This window comes from Virgibacillus alimentarius (assembly GCF_017874635.1).
In the GTDB taxonomy this organism is placed as follows: Bacteria; Bacillota; Bacilli; order Bacillales; family Amphibacillaceae; genus Virgibacillus_B; species Virgibacillus_B alimentarius.
The window spans coordinates 25,589-42,513 of sequence record NZ_JAGIKX010000018.1 but is presented as its reverse complement, the minus strand read 5'-3'; the positions used below and the strand labels follow the sequence as shown (position 1 = coordinate 42,513).

Below are 16,925 nucleotides of genomic sequence, written 5' to 3'. Positions count from 1 at the left end.
TGTTCTCACTTGAATCTATTAATCTAGCTAGCTGTTTTTATTGACTTGCAATGTGGCGGGGGGTCATCATTAGTGAAGGTCAAGCAAATAACGAAGAAAGATAATAAACGTTTACATACGCTCGTTGATGATGAAATTTTAACGTTGATTCATCAAGGAAATAGCTATGCTTTGGATTTTTTAATAACTAAATATAAAAACTTTGTCAGAGCGAAGGCGAGAACTTATTTTTTAATAGGGGCAGATAAAGAGGATATTATTCAGGAAGGAATGATCGGTCTATATAAGGCCATTCGAGATTACGATGGGGACAAGCTAGCTTCATTTAAAGCGTTTGCAGAATTATGTATCACTCGTCAAATTATTACAGCAATTAAAACAGCGACAAGGCAAAAGCATATTCCGCTTAATTCTTATGTATCGCTTGATAAACCAATTTACGATGAAGAAACAGACCGGACCCTATTAGATGTTATTGCCGGATCAAAAGCGATAGATCCGCAAGAATTGATTGTAAACCGCGAAAAATTTTTTAATATGGAATTAAAATTATCGGAATTATTAAGCGGTTTAGAAAAAAAGGTACTCCAACTATATTTAGACGGATGTTCCTACCAGGAAATTTCTGTTGAATTAAAACGTCACGAAAAGTCGATTGATAATGCATTGCAGCGGGTAAAACGTAAATTGGAAAAATTGGTAGGCGCAAACGAGCTACCTTTGTAAAGATACTTTCAAAGCAGCCCTGATAACCTTAAACATTGACATAGATTTATAACCATGCTACATTTATATGAGCAAAAACCCATAGGCGGGGTGGAACGATGAATAAGAAAATAGCATTAGCGTGTTCAGAGTGTGCAAGTAGAAATTACACAACGAATAAAAATGTATCCACACACCCTAAACGACTGGAAGCACAGAAATTTTGCAAGAACTGTGGAAAACATACATTGCATCGTGAGACGAAATAGCGAATGCTAAGGGGGTACGAGTGTGAAGCTTTTTCAATTTTTTAAGAACGTATCTCGGGAAATGAAGAAGGTAAGCTGGCCTAATGGTCGTGAATTAACAAGTTACACGATAACTGTTATTTCAACAGTAGCATTTGTAGCAGTATTTTTCGCATTAATTGATCTTGGGATTACACAATTTTTAAATGCTTTTTTTGAATAAATAGTTGAATTATATGCTATAATGAATATAGCCGAATATAATTTCTGACAAAACCCGGATTAACGGGTTTTTTAATATTGCTTAAAATGATGTGAAAGCATGATGACTTTATGCAATGTTAATCACAAATGAGAATAGAGAGCAAATAGCCTTAATAAGGGAGGGAAGGGACAAATCACATTGTCCTGATCGTATGGAAAAAAACTGGTATGTTATTCATACATACTCTGGGTATGAAAACAAAGTGAGGACGAATCTCGAAAAACGTGTAGAGTCAATGGGAATGGAAGACAAAATCTTTCGTGTTATTGTCCCGGAGGAAGAAGAAACAGAAATAAAAAATGGTAAAAAGAAAGTCTCTAAGAAAAAGTTCTTCCCGGGCTATGTGTTGGCGGAAATGATTATGACAGACGATTCTTGGTATGTTGTAAGAAATACGCCGGGGGTGACCGGATTTGTAGGTTCGAGCGGACAAGGAGCAAAACCAACACCACTATTACCAGAAGAAGTAGATACATTGCTGAAAAAGATGGGCATGAGCGATCCAGTTGTTCAGGTTGACTTTGAGGTAAAAGAAAATGTTCGTGTGACAGACGGTCCATTTTCGGAATTCACAGGAACAATCGAACATATTGATATGGATAAGCAGAAACTGAGAGTTCATGTTAACATGTTTGGAAGAGAAACACCGGTGGAATTAGACTTTTCGCAGGTTGAAAAACTATAAAAATAGAAATATAATGTTATAAAATCGAATGATTATATCGAATGATTATAAAATGATCTTGCATTATATGATAATTTATGTTAAAATTTTTTTGTTATTCATGCTCGGTATTTAATAGAGCTGTTTAATTATGAGTGGGAGGGAACGGTAAGAACCCTATTACCACATCACGGACTTTAAGGAGGTGTGTCTCGTGGCTAAAAAAGTAATCAAGTTAGTAAAATTGCAAATTCCTGCAGGGAAAGCGAATCCGGCACCGCCAGTTGGACCGGCATTAGGTCAAGCAGGTGTTAATATCATGGGATTTTGTAAAGAGTTTAATGCACGTACGCAAGAGCAAGCTGGGATGATCATTCCGGTTGAAATTACGGTGTTTGAAGATCGTTCATTTACGTTTGTGACAAAAACTCCACCGGCTGCTGTACTATTGAAAAAAGCAGCAGGAATTGATACTGCATCAGGTGAACCTAACCGTAATAAAGTTGCAACTGTAAAGCGCGATAAAGTAAAAGAAATCGCGGAAACGAAAATGCAAGACTTGAATGCTGCAGATGTAGAAGCAGCAATGCGTATGGTTGAAGGAACTGCTCGCAGTATGGGCATTTCAATTGAAGATTAATTCTAAAACAAAATACGGTACTGGTTGCGAATCGATTTTGCTCCTCGCAACCTTTTTCATGAATAAATGGATGAGATGAAGGTGTAAAGACTTTCGCCTATCATCTGTGTACTTTATAAAAGTCTTTGTGCTTTTAAGTGGGAGGTACTACCGTTATAACCACAATAAAGGAGGAAACAAAATGGCTAAAAGAGGTAAGAAATATCAAGAAGCTATAAAGCTTATTGATCGATCAAAAGCTTATGACATAAAAGAAGCTGTTCGTATATTAAAAGAAACTGCTAAAGCAAACTTTGATGAAACTGTTGAAGTTGCTTTCCGCTTAGGAGTGGATCCTAAGAAGGCAGATCAGCAAATTCGCGGGGCAATGGTATTGCCGCACGGTACAGGGAAAACACAGCGTGTGCTAGTATTTGCGAAAGGTGATAAAGTACAAGAAGCGGAAGCTGCTGGTGCAGACTATGTTGGAGATCAAGACCTAATCAACAAAATAAACCAAGGATGGTTTGATTTTGATGTGGTTGTAGCTACTCCGGACATGATGGCTGAAGTAGGTAAGCTTGGTCGTGTGCTTGGACCAAAAGGTCTTATGCCAAACCCGAAAACAGGAACGGTAACTTTTGAAATTGAAAAAGCAGTTAAGGAAATCAAAGCAGGTAAAGTTGAATACCGCGTTGATAAGTCCTCAAACATTCATGTTCCTATTGGAAAAATTTCATTTGACAATGAGAAGTTGGCAGAAAATTTCGTTGCTATTATGGAGACCATTGTAAGAGTGAAACCACAAACAGCAAAAGGAAATTATGTGCGCAATGTGTCTGTTACTTCAACAATGGGCCCTGGTATCAAAGTGGATTCTTCTGAATTCACAAAGTAATTGTTGACTTTTCATTGCCGATTAGTTATACTAAAATGCGTTATAAAAGAATACGTTGAACCGTAGACAGCAGGTGCGAAGTGAACGCTTAATTTCCTGCCGAGGTATTAAAGACAGATAAACAATCCTTATGATTATTATTTGTTAAAAAGCCTCCATGTCTACATGGAGGCTTTGTTAATAATAGAGCCTATGTCTAGTGCGGGTAAACGATGTAATGAATGTCTTAGGAGGTGGAATAATGTCTAATGTTATTGAAAAAAAGAAACAGTTAGTTCAAGAAATTTCGGATAAATTTAAAGCGAGTCAAAGTACTCTGTTAGTGGACTATCGAGGACTTGATGTAGCTGAAGTAACAGAATTACGAAAAGAACTCCGTGAAGCTGGCGTAGATTATAAGGTTTATAAAAACACAATGACACGACGTGCTGCTACGGATGCGGAATTAGAAGAATTAAATGATTTGCTAGTTGGTCCGACTGCAATAGCTTTCAGTAATGACGATGTAATAGCACCCGCTAGAATCATTAATGATTTTGCTAAAGAGCATGAAGCATTAGAAATCAAAGGTGGCGTTATCGAAGGAAATGTAGCGTCTCTTGAACAAATTAAAGAGCTTGCAGACTTACCAAATTACGAAGGCATGGTTTCTATGTTGCTTAGCGTGCTTCAAGCACCTGTACGAAACTTTGCATATGCTGCAAAAGCTGTTGCAGAACAAAAGGAAGAAGAAGGCGCATAATTGCGAGTTAAAATATTATTAAAAATGGAGGAAAAATATCATGACTAAAGAACAAATCATTGATGCGATAAAAGAAATGTCAGTTTTAGATTTAAATGATCTAGTAAAAGCAATTGAGGAAGAATTTGGTGTAACAGCGGCTGCACCAGTTGCGGTAGCAGGCGGAGCAGGCGGCGGAGAAGCTGCTGAAGAAAAAACAGAATTTGATGTAGTACTTGAAGATGCTGGATCTTCAAAAATCAAGGTGGTTAAAGCTGTTCGTGAAATTACTAGCCTTGGCCTTAAAGATGCAAAAGAATTAGTAGATAATGCACCAAAAGCTGTTAAAGAAGGCGCGTCAAAAGAAGAAGCTGAAGAAATCAAAGGTAAACTTGAAGAAGTTGGCGCAACTGTAGAAGTTAAGTAATTTCATAAGTGAAAATTTAGAAGGTTAATTATACAGGAAACAGCCTTTTACGCAAATATATTAATAAGGAGCTCGTCGTTATACGGCGAGCTCTACATATCAATGGCAACTTAATTTTATTATCTTAAAACACATCTATAAATCCCGTTTACACAATACGATCAAAGTAGGTGCCCTAATGTCTGAGCATTACTTTTCACATAAACCCCAATCTAAAAGCTCGCCCAAAACATGGACTTATCAATTAAAGGAAAAGGAATATACATTCACCAGTGACGTTGGTGTATTTTCTAAAAACGAAGTAGATTTCGGCACGAGGTTGCTGATAGAACAGTTCAAGCCGCCGGCGATCGAAGGTGATTTTTTGGACCTTGGTTGCGGTTATGGACCAATAGGGATTGTTTTAGCTGATAACAATAGAAATAGGAATGTTGTAATGAGCGATGTTAATGAAAGAGCGATCATGCTGGCTGTGCAGAATGCTAATCAAAATAACATTAGTAATGCAGAGTTTGTTCAAAGTGATCGTTTCACTAATTTAAGGCAACGCTCTTTTGGTGCTGTTATCACAAATCCGCCAATTAGAGCAGGAAAGAAGATCGTTCATAAAATGTTTGAAGACAGTAAGTGCGCTCTGTGCAAAAATGGTGACTTATGGGTAGTGATTCAAAAAAAGCAAGGGGCGCCCTCTGCGATGGATAAGATGGAAGAGATATTTGGAAATGTGGAAGTTGTTGCTCGTAAAAAAGGGTATTTTATATTACGATCATCAAATAGTTGACCTATCTATCACTATATGGTAGCATAGTAAAATGCCAACAAAGGGTTTTCTTTGTCAAGAGAATTTTATGTTGAAGATTGTATAAAATGTTTTTAATAGGAAACACTGAATAGAATGTCAGGGGAATTGTGTTTGAGATAAGAGATAAGTCCTCTTTCTTCTTATACTTTATATCTTGGATGATATACCTCTTCATTATATTGCGGAGTGAATATAATCATTTAAATTTATTTTTCTATTAAAAATAATAACCTATAATTTAAAATAGCACAAGTGAATAACCGTGTTTCTTTTCGTTTTTTTGTCAGATAAAAAAGGAAAAAATGATAATAACGGCATTTGTGTTACACTAGATTATTTTTCTATAAAAGTATAAGAAGAATGATGGCTTGCATTTTAAGTGATAGTTACTTGGAAATTCTTTGCTATAGGTAGTTATGATCTGCCTATTTCGTCATGTGAAACAGAAGGATAAAGCTAAAGACTAAATGTTTTTAGCATTAATATAACAATCAATCATTTTTTCATAAACAAGTAGTTGTATGTTGATTGGTTCTGAAAAATGTGATTTGAGGGGTGAAGCTGTTGACAGGCCAACTAGTTCAGTATGGGCGCCACCGCCAGCGCAGAAGCTACGCGCGTATCAGTGAGGTTTTAGATTTACCAAATTTAATCGAAATTCAAACTGCTTCTTATAACTGGTTTTTAGAAGAAGGTTTGAAGGAAATGTTTAAAGACATTTCTCCAATTGAGGATTTCACAGGGAATTTATCTCTGGAATTCATTGATTACAGTTTGGGGGAACCTAAATATCCTGTAGAAGAATCAAAAGACAGAGATGTTACCTATAATGCTCCACTTCGTGTGAGAGTGCGATTAATTAATAATGAAACAGGAGAAGTGAAGGAACAAGAGGTCTTTATGGGAGACTTTCCGTTAATGACAGAAACAGGAACTTTTGTTATTAATGGAGCGGAACGTGTAATTGTATCACAGCTCGTCCGTTCACCAAGTGTCTATTATAATGAAAAGATAGATAAAAATGGTAAAAGAGGCTTAACAGCAACCGTTATACCTAATAGAGGAGCATGGCTGGAGCTTGAGACGGATGCAAAAGATGTTGTGCATGTCCGAATAGACCGCACACGTAAATTACCTATAACAGTCTTATTGCGTGCGTTAGGCTTCAGTACAGATCAAGAAATAATTGATCTTTTAGGGGATAATGAATATCTCAAAAACACATTAGAAAAGGATAATACAGAAACTACAGAGAAGGCTCTTCTTGAGATTTATGAGCGTTTGCGCCCCGGTGAACCTCCTACGGTTGAAAACGCAAAAAGCTTATTAATTTCACGATTTTTTGATGCGAAACGCTATGATTTGGCTCATGTAGGACGTTATAAAATGAACAAAAAGCTTAATATCCAAAATCGCCTTTTCAACCAAGTTTTAGCTGAGCCTATCGTTGATCAAGAAACTGGAGAAGTTCTGGCGCAAAAGGGTGATAGATTAGAACGTAAACTGTTAGATAAAATTATTCCATATTTGGAAGATGAGGAAAATAGGCTTGGAGAAAGAATGTTGGAACCGCAAGAGGCGCTTCTTGAGGATCCAATTCGTTTGCAATCCATTCAAATTATCGACCCTACCGATCCAGATGGAGAAAGAGAGTTAACGATAATAGGGAATGCAGGTGTTGACCGAGACATAAAAAACATTACTCCAGCAGATATTTTATCTTCGATTAGTTATTTCTTTAATCTCCTACATCATGTTGGAAATACAGATGATATTGATCATTTGGGAAATAGACGACTTCGTTCTGTAGGGGAATTGCTGCAAAATCAATTCAGGATTGGTTTGTCTCGTATGGAACGTGTTGTACGAGAGCGTATGTCAATTCAAGATACATCGAGCATTACACCACAACAACTAATAAATATTCGTCCAGTGATTGCTTCAATCAAAGAGTTTTTTGGAAGTTCCCAGCTTTCGCAATTTATGGATCAGACAAATCCATTAGCTGAGTTAACACATAAACGTCGATTATCTGCGTTGGGACCAGGAGGTTTGACGCGGGAACGCGCAGGATTTGAAGTACGAGATGTTCACTATTCCCACTATGGTCGTATGTGTCCGATTGAAACTCCTGAGGGTCCGAACATCGGTCTGATTAACTCTTTGTCCAGTTATGCAAAGGTAAATAAATTTGGTTTTATTGAAACGCCTTATCGACGTGTTGACCCAAGCACGGGTAAAGTAACAGCTCAAATCGATTATTTAACCGCTGATGAGGAAGATAATTACGTTGTTGCCCAGGCGAACGCCAGACTAGATGAAGACGGAAGTTTTTCAGACGAAGAAGTTATTGCTCGCTTTCGCGGGGAAAACACGATTGTTCCTCGTGATCAGATCGATTATATGGACGTGTCTCCAAAGCAAGTTGTCTCTGCAGCAACAGCGTGTATTCCGTTCCTGGAAAATGACGACTCCAACCGAGCGTTAATGGGTGCGAACATGCAGCGTCAAGCAGTACCGCTTATGGAACCTGAAGCGCCTATCGTTGGTACGGGAATGGAATATGTATCTGGTAAAGACTCAGGTGCTGCTATTATTTGCCGAAACGATGGCGTTGTTGAACGTGTAGAAGCAAAAGAGGTTCTTGTACGCCGCGTTGCTGAAGTAGACGGAAAAGAAGTTAAAGGGGACCTTGATCGTTATCGTTTAGAGAAATATATTCGTTCAAACCAAGGTACATGTTATAACCAGCGTCCTATTGTAAGCGAAGGGGACCGAGTCACCAAAGGAGAAGTTCTTGCTGATGGACCATCCATGGAAAACGGCGAGCTCGCATTAGGCCGTAATGTACTTGTTGGCTTTATGACTTGGGAAGGGTATAACTATGAAGATGCGATCATTATGAGCGAAAGACTTGTGAAGGATGATGATTATACATCTATTCATATAGAGGAGTATGAATCGGAATCTCGAGATACAAAACTAGGTCCAGAAGAAATAACAAGAGACATTCCGAATGTCGGTGAAGACGCTCTGAAAAACCTTGATGAACAAGGCATTATACGTGTGGGAGCAGAGGTTACTGATGGGGATATCCTTGTAGGTAAGGTAACGCCAAAGGGTGTAACCGAACTTTCAGCAGAAGAAAGATTATTGCATGCTATCTTTGGAGAAAAAGCGCGTGAAGTTCGAGATACCTCACTCCGCGTGCCTCATGGTGCAGGAGGGATTGTACTTGATGTTAAGATTTTCAATCGCGAAGATGGCGACGAGCTACCTCCAGGGGTTAACCAATTAGTTCGTGCTTACATTGTCCAAAAGCGTAAGATTTCAGAAGGGGATAAAATGGCAGGTCGTCACGGAAATAAAGGGGTAATTTCCAAAATTCTACCTGAGGAAGACATGCCTTTCTTACCGGATGGCACTCCAATCGATATTATGCTTAACCCATTAGGTGTTCCGTCACGTATGAACATTGGGCAAGTCTTTGAATTACATTTGGGAATGGCTGCAAAGAAATTAGGGCTCCATGTAGCTTCACCAGTATTTGATGGAGCGACAGAGCAAGATGTTTGGGATACCCTTGATGAGGCGGGGATGCCTAGAGATGCTAAAACTATTCTTTATGATGGAAGAACAGGAGAGCCATTCGACAACCGGGTTTCTGTGGGAATATCGTATATGATTAAACTTTCACATATGGTTGATGACAAGCTGCATGCACGTTCAACTGGTCCATATTCTCTTGTTACCCAACAGCCGCTTGGTGGTAAAGCGCAATTTGGCGGACAGCGTTTTGGAGAAATGGAAGTATGGGCACTTGAAGCGTATGGAGCAGCATATACACTGCAAGAAATATTAACTGTTAAATCCGATGATGTTGTTGGAAGAGTTAAAACGTATGAATCTATTGTGAAAGGCGATAATGTATCAGAACCTGGAGTGCCAGAATCATTCAAAGTATTGATTAAAGAATTACAAAGTCTTGGCCTGGATGTAAAAATGCTTTCCGGTGACCAAGCAGAAATTGATTTGCGAGAACTTGAAGAGGAAGATTCGCAATCTGCAAGTAAACTCAACTTAGAAGTTGAAGAAAGCTAAAACAACGGAATGTAGACTTATGTGCTGTACATAAGTTTACTTCTCCGGTTTTATCATAAAAGGTTGAAGTACTTAGTGATAATGTTAAAAAGGCATAAATGTACAATTTATCTGAACTGACATACAAAATGATAAGAAGATAAATTAGGGTGAAATCGGACAAAAAAAGGGAGGTAGGCCCCTTGTTAGATGTAAATAACTTTGAGTATATGAAAATTGGGTTAGCGTCATCAGAGAAAATTCGCTCCTGGTCTTATGGAGAAGTAAAGAAACCAGAAACGATCAACTATCGTACCTTGAAACCAGAAAAAGACGGTTTGTTTTGTGAACGTATATTTGGCCCGCAAAAGGACTGGGAATGTCATTGCGGTAAGTATAAGCGTGTACGCTATAAAGGAGTCGTTTGTGACCGGTGCGGAGTGGAAGTTACAAAGGCCAAAGTTCGTCGTGAACGAATGGGACATTTAGAACTTGCCGCTCCGGTATCGCATATTTGGTATTTTAAAGGGATCCCAAGCCGAATGGGTCTTGTTTTAGACATGTCTCCAAGAGCATTAGAGGAAGTTATCTATTTTGCTGCATATATTGTTACGGATCCAGGCGATACACCCCTTGAGAAAAAACAATTATTATCAGAAAAAGAATATCGTACTTATTACGATAAATATGGAAAATCATTTAAAGCCCAAATGGGTGCTGAAGCAATAAGAAAATTGTTGCAGGATATTGATTTGGATAAAGAAGTAGAAGCCTTGAAGGAAGAACTTAATACGGTTTCAGGCCAGCGTAGGACACGTGCAATCAGAAGGCTGGAAGTGATGGAGGCTTTTAGAAACTCTGGCAATGATACATCTTGGATGATTCTGGATGTTTTACCTATTATTCCTCCAGAGATCAGACCGATGGTTCAACTTGATGGTGGACGATTTGCAACTTCTGATTTAAATGATTTATATCGAAGAGTTATTAACCGAAATAACCGCTTGAAGCGTTTACTAGATCTTGGGGCTCCTAGTATTATTGTGCAAAACGAGAAACGGATGTTGCAAGAATCGGTAGATGCGTTAATTGATAATGGCCGTCGTGGCCGTCCGGTTACAGGTCCTGGAAACCGCCCATTAAAATCCTTATCACATATGCTAAAAGGTAAGCAAGGGCGTTTCCGTCAGAACTTACTAGGGAAGCGCGTGGATTATTCTGGACGATCTGTAATTGTGGTTGGTCCTAATCTAAAAATGTATGAATGTGGTTTGCCAAAAGAAATGGCTTTAGAATTATTTAAGCCATTTGTTATGAAAGAACTTGTTGAGCAAGGGATTGCTCATAATATTAAATCGGCAAAACGTAAAATTGAGCGTGTCCATCCAGATGTGTGGGATATTCTAGAAGAGGTTATCAAAGAACACCCTGTCATGCTTAACAGAGCACCAACTCTGCACAGACTGGGGATTCAAGCCTTTGAGCCTAAGCTAGTAGAAGGACGTGCAATACGTTTGCACCCTCTAGTCTGTACGGCATATAATGCAGACTTTGATGGTGACCAAATGGCAGTCCACGTTCCATTATCTGCTGAGGCACAAGCGGAAGCGCGTATTTTAATGCTTGCAGCGCAAAACATATTAAACCCTAAAGATGGAAAACCAGTTGTTACACCGTCGCAAGATATGGTTTTAGGTAACTATTATTTAACGCTGGAACGTAAGGGTGCAGTTGGTGAAGGAAGCATATTTAAAGATGCGGATGAGGCCTTAATGTCTTATCAAAATGGATATGTCCATCTGCATAGCAGGATTGCAGTAGATGCAGGCAGCTTGGACAACAAAACATTTACCGAAGAACAGCATGATCAATTGCTATTGACTACTGTCGGTAAATTAATCTTTAATGAAATCTTACCGGATTCGTTCCCGTATATAAACGAGCCAACGAATAGTAACTTGGAAGTAAAAACACCTGATAAGTATTTTGTAAACACGGACATTGATGTAAAAGAGGAAATAAAAAAACGTGAATTAATCGGTCCGTTTAAGAAAGGTATCCTCGGAGATATTATTGCAGAGGTCTTTAAGCGATTTAAAATCAGTGAAACATCTAAGATGCTGGACCGCATGAAAGACTTAGGTTTTGCTTATTCTACAAAAGCAGGGATGACTGTAGGTGTCTCTGATATCGTGGTGTTAGGGGAAAAGGAAAAGATTTTAGATGAAGCACAGACTAAAGTGGATAACGTACAAAAAACATTCCGTAGAGGTTTAATCACGGAGGAAGAGCGTTATGACAGAGTTATTGCAATTTGGTCTGATGCGAAAGATGAGATTCAAGACAAGTTGATGAAGTCCCTAAGTGACACGAACCCTATCTTTATGATGAGTGACTCAGGGGCGAGAGGTAACGCCTCTAACTTTACACAGCTTGCTGGTATGCGCGGTCTGATGGCAAACCCGGCTGGTGAAATAATTGAGTTGCCTATTAAATCCAGCTTCCGTGAAGGTCTGACAGTGCTAGAGTACTTTATCTCTACACACGGAGCACGAAAAGGTTTAGCAGATACAGCACTTAAAACAGCTGACTCTGGATATTTAACGAGACGTCTTGTAGACGTTGCGCAGGATGTTATTGTCCGTGAGGCGGATTGTGGTACAGACCGAGGCTTGAAAGTTTCTGCATTAACAGTAGGTACAGAGCTAATTGAGCCATTAATTGATCGTCTAATCGGACGTACTCTATTTGAAACAGTTAAACATCCTGAAACTGGGCAAATAATTGCTGAAGAAGATACAGTTGTATCTGAAGATCAAGCAAAACAAATTATCGATGCTGGTATTGAACAAGTAACCATTCGATCTGCATTCACTTGTAATACAAAACATGGCGTTTGTCAGAAGTGTTATGGACGCAACCTTGCTACGGGTGACGAAGTCGAAGTTGGTGAGGCTGTAGGTATTATTGCTGCACAATCTATTGGAGAGCCTGGTACACAGCTGACTATGCGTACATTCCACACTGGTGGTGTTGCAGGTGATGATATCACGCAAGGTTTACCTCGTATTCAGGAACTATTTGAAGCGAGAAATCCAAAAGGTCAATCTGTCATTAGTGAGATCTTTGGAACAATTGAAGAAATCAAAGAAGGAAAGGATAAGCAGGAAATTGTTGTTCAGGGCGAAGTAGAGCAACGAGAGTACACAGCTCCATTTAATGCTCGTCTAAAAGTATCTGTAGGTGATAAAGTAATTGCAGGGCAAGAATTAACGGAAGGCTCTGTTGATCCGAAAGAGCTATTGCGGGTACAAGGTGTAGAAGGAGTTCAAGCTTACTTGCTGCGCGAAGTTCAACGTGTATATCGTATGCAAGGTGTTGAAATTGGCGATAAACACGTAGAAGTAATGGTTCGCCAAATGTTGCGTAAAATCAGAGTAGTAGAGTCTGGGGATACGGATGTACTACCTGGTTCACTCCTTGAATTGCATCAATTCAAGGAGGCAAACCAAGAGGTGCTACGTGAAGGTAAACAACCAGCAGTTGGTAAGCCGGTGTTGCTAGGTATTACAAAAGCATCTCTTGAGACAGATTCCTTCTTATCAGCCGCATCCTTCCAAGAGACAACAAAAGTCCTTACAGATGCAGCCATCAAAGGAAAACGCGATGATTTATTAGGACTAAAAGAAAACGTCATTATCGGTAAGCTTGTACCAGCTGGAACCGGTATGCAGAGGTATCGTAAAATAGAAGCTGATGTAGATGATCCAGAGGCGGAAGCAGACGAAGCAGAAGAGACGGAAGAAACAACAGAAACGATTAAATAGAAAAATATGGGTTAGTGGGGGTTAGGCTTATCTAATTCCCCCTTTCCGATATCACTTTAATGAGATATACCTGAGAACTCAAATATTGACAAAAAGTTGGTAAGCACTTATGAAAAATAGTAAAATTTAAGTTGACATTAAAAAAAGGTAATGATACTATATTCAAGGTGCTCCGATTTATACTTGTTACTTTGGAGGATATGATATGTCTTATGAAAAAGTGAGTCAGGTTCAATCATACATGGTTATCGGAACCAAACAAACACTTAAAGCCATGAAAAAAGGTGGAATAAGTAAAGTGTTTATTGCTGATGATGCAGATCAACAATTAACACAAAGGGTAGTTCATTTAGCAAAAGAGCTAAATATACCTTGTGAACGTGTAGATTCAATGAAAAAGCTAGGAACTGCTTGTGGCGTTGATGTCGCTACATCTACAGCGGGTGTAAAACAGCATTAGTTTTGGCGTAGCAACGCGAAGACTTTGTTTTTTACCGGAAGATGAACCACCTGGATGTGTGGTATTAGCAAACCTGATAATGTAGATAGTTACTAGTTTTTAATTTTACACAATTCTAATAGCAGTATATGTAATAAAGAAGAAAGGAGGAAAATAAAATGCCTACAATTAATCAACTTGTTCGAAAAGGCCGTGTTAATAAGCCTAAAAAGTATGACTCTCCAGCGCTTAATAGAGGGTACAACAGTTTCAAAAAACAATTCACTAACCTTAACTCTCCACAAAAACGTGGCGTTTGTACTCGTGTTGGTACATTGACACCTAAGAAACCGAACTCAGCACTTCGCAAATATGCACGTGTACGACTATCAAATAATATGGAAGTAACTGCATATATCCCTGGAATCGGGCACAACCTACAAGAACACAGTGTTGTATTGCTTCGTGGAGGTCGTGTTAAAGACTTACCAGGTGTTCGTTATCATATTGTAAGAGGTGCGCTTGACACTGCAGGTGTAGAAGGACGTGCACAAGGCCGTTCTAAATACGGTGCTAAAAAACCCAAAAAATAAAAAGCAATTTAGATAAAAAAGAAAGGAGGGGGACATATGCCTCGTAAAGGACCAGTACCTAAGCGCGATGTCTTACCAGATCCGCTTTATAATTCAAAATTAGTTACCCGCTTAATCAATCAGGTAATGCTAGATGGTAAGCGTGGAATAGCACAAAAAATTCTTTATAAAGCATTTGAACTCGTAAAACAAAGAAGCGGTCAAGACCCGATGGAAGTATTCGAACAAGCAATGAAAAACGTAATGCCAGTACTTGAAGTACGCGCACGCCGAGTTGGGGGATCAAACTACCAAGTTCCTATGGAGGTTCGCCCTGAAAGACGTCAGGCATTAGGTTTACGTTATCTTGTTAATTATTCACGTCTACGTGGAGAAAAAACAATGGAAGATCGTCTAGCCAATGAGATTCTAGATGCATCAAATAATACAGGCGCTTCCGTTAAAAGACGTGAAGAATTGCATAAAATGGCAGAAGCGAATAAAGCATTTGCACATTATCGCTGGTAATAAAAACTACACTATAAGCTTTTATAGAAAGGAGAAGAATACATGGCAAGAGAGTTCTCCTTGGAAAAGACACGCAATATCGGTATCATGGCCCACATTGATGCGGGAAAAACCACTACTACAGAGCGTATTCTTTTCTATACAGGACGCATTCATAAAATTGGCGAAACACATGAAGGTGCTTCACAAATGGACTGGATGGAACAAGAGCAAGACCGCGGAATTACGATCACTTCTGCAGCTACTACGGCTCAATGGAATGACCATCGTATTAATATCATTGATACACCTGGGCACGTAGACTTCACAGTAGAAGTTGAGCGCTCATTGCGTGTACTCGATGGAGCGGTAACAGTTCTTGATGCACAGTCTGGTGTGGAACCACAAACTGAAACTGTATGGCGTCAAGCAACAACATACGGGGTTCCAAGAATTGTTTTCATTAACAAAATGGATAAGGTTGGCGCAGACTTCCTTTATTCTACTAGTACTTTGAAAGATCGCTTAGGAGCTAATGCGCATCCAGTGCAGATGCCAATTGGTGCTGAAGACAATTTTGAAGGTATTATTGACCTGATTAATATGGAAGCACATTATTATTTGGATGACTTAGGAAGAAAAGCTGAATCTCGTGAAATTCCTGATGAATATAAAGAGAAGGCAGAGGAATTGCGAGGAGACTTAGTTGAATCAGTAGCTGAGCTTGATGAAGATCTAATGATGAAGTACCTTGAAGGTGAAGAAATTTCCAATGATGAATTGAGAAATGCTATTCGCCGAGCAACATTAGCAGTTGAGTTTTACCCTGTCTATTGCGGCTCAGCATTTAAAAACAAAGGTGTTCAGCTATTGCTTGATGGCGTAATTGATTATCTGCCAGCACCAACAGACGTTGCAGCAATTGAAGGTATCGTTCCTGGTACAGAAGAAACAATTACACGTGAATCTAGTGACGATGCACCGTTTTCAGCATTGGCGTTTAAAGTAATGACAGACCCTTATGTTGGAAAACTAACATTCTTCCGAGTATACTCCGGAACATTAAATTCAGGATCCTATGTTAAAAACTCTGTAAAAGACAAAAGAGAGCGTATTGGAAGAATCCTGCAAATGCATGCAAACTCTCGTGAAGAAATTTCTACCGTTTATGCAGGAGAAATTGTTGCAGGCGTTGGTTTGAAGGATACATCAACAGGGGATACCCTATGTGATGAGAAGAACCTTGTTATTCTTGAATCTATGGATTTCCCTGATCCAGTTATTGGTGTTGCTATTGAACCAAAAACAAAGGCAGACCAAGACAAAATGGGTATTGCACTCGGAAAGCTAGCTGAAGAGGATCCAACATTTACTACCGAGACGAATGTTGAAACAGGTCAGACAATTATTTCTGGAATGGGTGAACTTCACCTAGATGTTATTGTTGACCGTCTAAAACGTGAATTTAAAGTAGAAGCAAATGTTGGTGCACCACAGGTTGCTTACCGAGAAACATTCCGAAGTGCAGCAGAAGTAGAAGGTAAGTTCATTCGTCAGTCTGGTGGACGTGGACAATATGGTCACGTTTGGGTTAACTTTGAGCCAAATGAAGAAGGAGCCGGTTTTGAATTTGTAAACAAAATCGTTGGTGGTGTTGTTCCTCGTGAATACATTCCTTCTGTCCAATCTGGTATTGAAGAATCACTTGAAAATGGTGTGTTAGCTGGTTACCCAATGATTGATGTTAAAGCTACACTATATGATGGAAGTTATCATGACGTTGACTCCAATGAAATGGCATTTAAGATTGCCGGATCAATGGCGTTAAAAGCAGCGAAAGATAAATGTAATCCTGTTTTATTAGAGCCGATGATGAAAGTGGAAATTGTTATCCCTGAAGAATACATGGGTGACATTATGGGTGACGTCACTTCACGTCGAGGCCGTGTTGAAGGTATGGAAGCTCGCGGACCAGCACAACTTGTTAAAGGATTTGTTCCTCTTTCAGAAATGTTTGGTTATGCAACTGCACTTCGCTCAAACACACAAGGCCGTGGAACGTTTACAATGGTCTTTGATCATTATGAAGAGGTTCCAAAAAGTATTGCTGACGAAATTATCAAGAAAAATGTCGGTGAATAATTGATTTTT

Annotated in this window: 15 protein-coding genes and 1 other annotated feature; all 15 genes read left to right on the top strand. The window is 39.1% G+C overall.

Annotated elements, in window-relative coordinates:
* The first annotated feature begins 72 nt into the window (after nucleotides 1-72).
* The 15 genes from sigH to fusA all read left to right on the top strand — a co-directional run bounded on the left by sigH (nucleotide 73) and on the right by fusA (nucleotide 16,916).
* Nucleotides 73-726 (top strand): RNA polymerase sporulation sigma factor SigH, encoded by a 654-nt coding sequence (sigH, locus tag J2Z81_RS10030; protein WP_029266898.1) that lies wholly within the window; start codon nucleotides 73-75, stop codon nucleotides 724-726.
* A gap of 98 nt (nucleotides 727-824) precedes the next feature.
* Nucleotides 825-974, top strand: coding sequence for a 50S ribosomal protein L33 (rpmG, locus tag J2Z81_RS10025; RefSeq protein ID WP_084178950.1), 150 nt, complete (start codon nucleotides 825-827; stop codon nucleotides 972-974).
* 22 nt (nucleotides 975-996) lie between these two features.
* Nucleotides 997-1,176 (top strand): preprotein translocase subunit SecE, encoded by a 180-nt coding sequence (secE, locus tag J2Z81_RS10020; protein WP_226371263.1) that lies wholly within the window; start codon nucleotides 997-999, stop codon nucleotides 1,174-1,176.
* 193 nt (nucleotides 1,177-1,369) lie between these two features.
* Complete coding sequence (gene nusG, locus J2Z81_RS10015; protein WP_029266902.1) at nucleotides 1,370-1,903, top strand: transcription termination/antitermination protein NusG; 534 nt, start codon at nucleotides 1,370-1,372, stop codon at nucleotides 1,901-1,903.
* Between the two features lie 193 nt (nucleotides 1,904-2,096).
* Nucleotides 2,097-2,522, top strand: coding sequence for a 50S ribosomal protein L11 (gene rplK / locus J2Z81_RS10010; RefSeq protein WP_029266903.1), 426 nt, complete (start codon nucleotides 2,097-2,099; stop codon nucleotides 2,520-2,522).
* Nucleotides 2,523-2,703: 181 nt separating this feature from the next.
* Nucleotides 2,704-3,399: a 50S ribosomal protein L1 gene (rplA, locus tag J2Z81_RS10005; protein WP_226371262.1), complete on the top strand. Its 696-nt coding sequence runs from the start codon at nucleotides 2,704-2,706 to the stop codon at nucleotides 3,397-3,399.
* A 42-nt stretch (nucleotides 3,400-3,441) separates the two neighbouring features.
* Nucleotides 3,442-3,587, top strand: a sequence feature (ribosomal protein L10 leader region).
* Nucleotides 3,588-3,640: 53 nt separating this feature from the next.
* Complete coding sequence (gene rplJ / locus J2Z81_RS10000) at nucleotides 3,641-4,141, top strand: 50S ribosomal protein L10 (RefSeq protein WP_029266906.1); 501 nt, start codon at nucleotides 3,641-3,643, stop codon at nucleotides 4,139-4,141.
* Nucleotides 4,142-4,181: 40 nt separating this feature from the next.
* A complete protein-coding gene (gene rplL, locus J2Z81_RS09995; protein WP_029266909.1) occupies nucleotides 4,182-4,547 on the top strand; it encodes a 50S ribosomal protein L7/L12 in 366 nt (121 codons plus the stop codon).
* A gap of 178 nt (nucleotides 4,548-4,725) precedes the next feature.
* Nucleotides 4,726-5,328 carry a class I SAM-dependent methyltransferase gene (locus J2Z81_RS09990; protein ID WP_029266911.1) on the top strand — a complete coding sequence of 201 codons (603 nt, stop codon included), beginning with the start codon at nucleotides 4,726-4,728 and terminating at the stop codon, nucleotides 5,326-5,328.
* Nucleotides 5,329-5,913: 585 nt separating this feature from the next.
* Nucleotides 5,914-9,450, top strand: coding sequence for a DNA-directed RNA polymerase subunit beta (gene rpoB / locus J2Z81_RS09985; protein WP_029266912.1), 3,537 nt, complete (start codon nucleotides 5,914-5,916; stop codon nucleotides 9,448-9,450).
* Between the two features lie 182 nt (nucleotides 9,451-9,632).
* The gene (gene rpoC, locus J2Z81_RS09980; RefSeq protein ID WP_029266914.1) at nucleotides 9,633-13,256 is read left to right on the top strand and encodes a DNA-directed RNA polymerase subunit beta'; all 3,624 of its coding nucleotides are present in this window, start codon (nucleotides 9,633-9,635) and stop codon (nucleotides 13,254-13,256) included.
* A gap of 205 nt (nucleotides 13,257-13,461) precedes the next feature.
* Nucleotides 13,462-13,716, top strand: coding sequence for a ribosomal L7Ae/L30e/S12e/Gadd45 family protein (locus J2Z81_RS09975; protein ID WP_029266915.1), 255 nt, complete (start codon nucleotides 13,462-13,464; stop codon nucleotides 13,714-13,716).
* A gap of 158 nt (nucleotides 13,717-13,874) precedes the next feature.
* Nucleotides 13,875-14,288, top strand: coding sequence for a 30S ribosomal protein S12 (rpsL, locus tag J2Z81_RS09970; protein WP_029266916.1), 414 nt, complete (start codon nucleotides 13,875-13,877; stop codon nucleotides 14,286-14,288).
* 36 nt (nucleotides 14,289-14,324) lie between these two features.
* On the top strand, nucleotides 14,325-14,795 hold the full coding sequence (rpsG, locus tag J2Z81_RS09965) for a 30S ribosomal protein S7 (RefSeq protein ID WP_029266917.1): 471 nt from the start codon (nucleotides 14,325-14,327) through the stop codon (nucleotides 14,793-14,795).
* Between the two features lie 42 nt (nucleotides 14,796-14,837).
* Entirely contained in the window at nucleotides 14,838-16,916 is a 2,079-nt protein-coding gene (fusA, locus tag J2Z81_RS09960; RefSeq protein WP_029266918.1) for an elongation factor G, read from the top strand.
* The last annotated feature ends 9 nt before the right edge of the window (nucleotides 16,917-16,925 follow it).

Coding starts and splice junctions, on each gene's coding strand:
- rpsG (WP_029266917.1), top strand. CDS start 14,325: ATGCCTCGTAAAGGACCAGTACCTAAGCGCGATGTCTTACCAGATCCG.
- rplA (WP_226371262.1), top strand. CDS start 2,704: ATGGCTAAAAGAGGTAAGAAATATCAAGAAGCTATAAAGCTTATTGAT.
- rpsL (WP_029266916.1), top strand. CDS start 13,875: ATGCCTACAATTAATCAACTTGTTCGAAAAGGCCGTGTTAATAAGCCT.
- nusG (WP_029266902.1), top strand. CDS start 1,370: ATGGAAAAAAACTGGTATGTTATTCATACATACTCTGGGTATGAAAAC.
- rplJ (WP_029266906.1), top strand. CDS start 3,641: ATGTCTAATGTTATTGAAAAAAAGAAACAGTTAGTTCAAGAAATTTCG.
- rpmG (WP_084178950.1), top strand. CDS start 825: ATGAATAAGAAAATAGCATTAGCGTGTTCAGAGTGTGCAAGTAGAAAT.
- fusA (WP_029266918.1), top strand. CDS start 14,838: ATGGCAAGAGAGTTCTCCTTGGAAAAGACACGCAATATCGGTATCATG.
- J2Z81_RS09975 (WP_029266915.1), top strand. CDS start 13,462: ATGTCTTATGAAAAAGTGAGTCAGGTTCAATCATACATGGTTATCGGA.
- J2Z81_RS09990 (WP_029266911.1), top strand. CDS start 4,726: ATGTCTGAGCATTACTTTTCACATAAACCCCAATCTAAAAGCTCGCCC.
- rplL (WP_029266909.1), top strand. CDS start 4,182: ATGACTAAAGAACAAATCATTGATGCGATAAAAGAAATGTCAGTTTTA.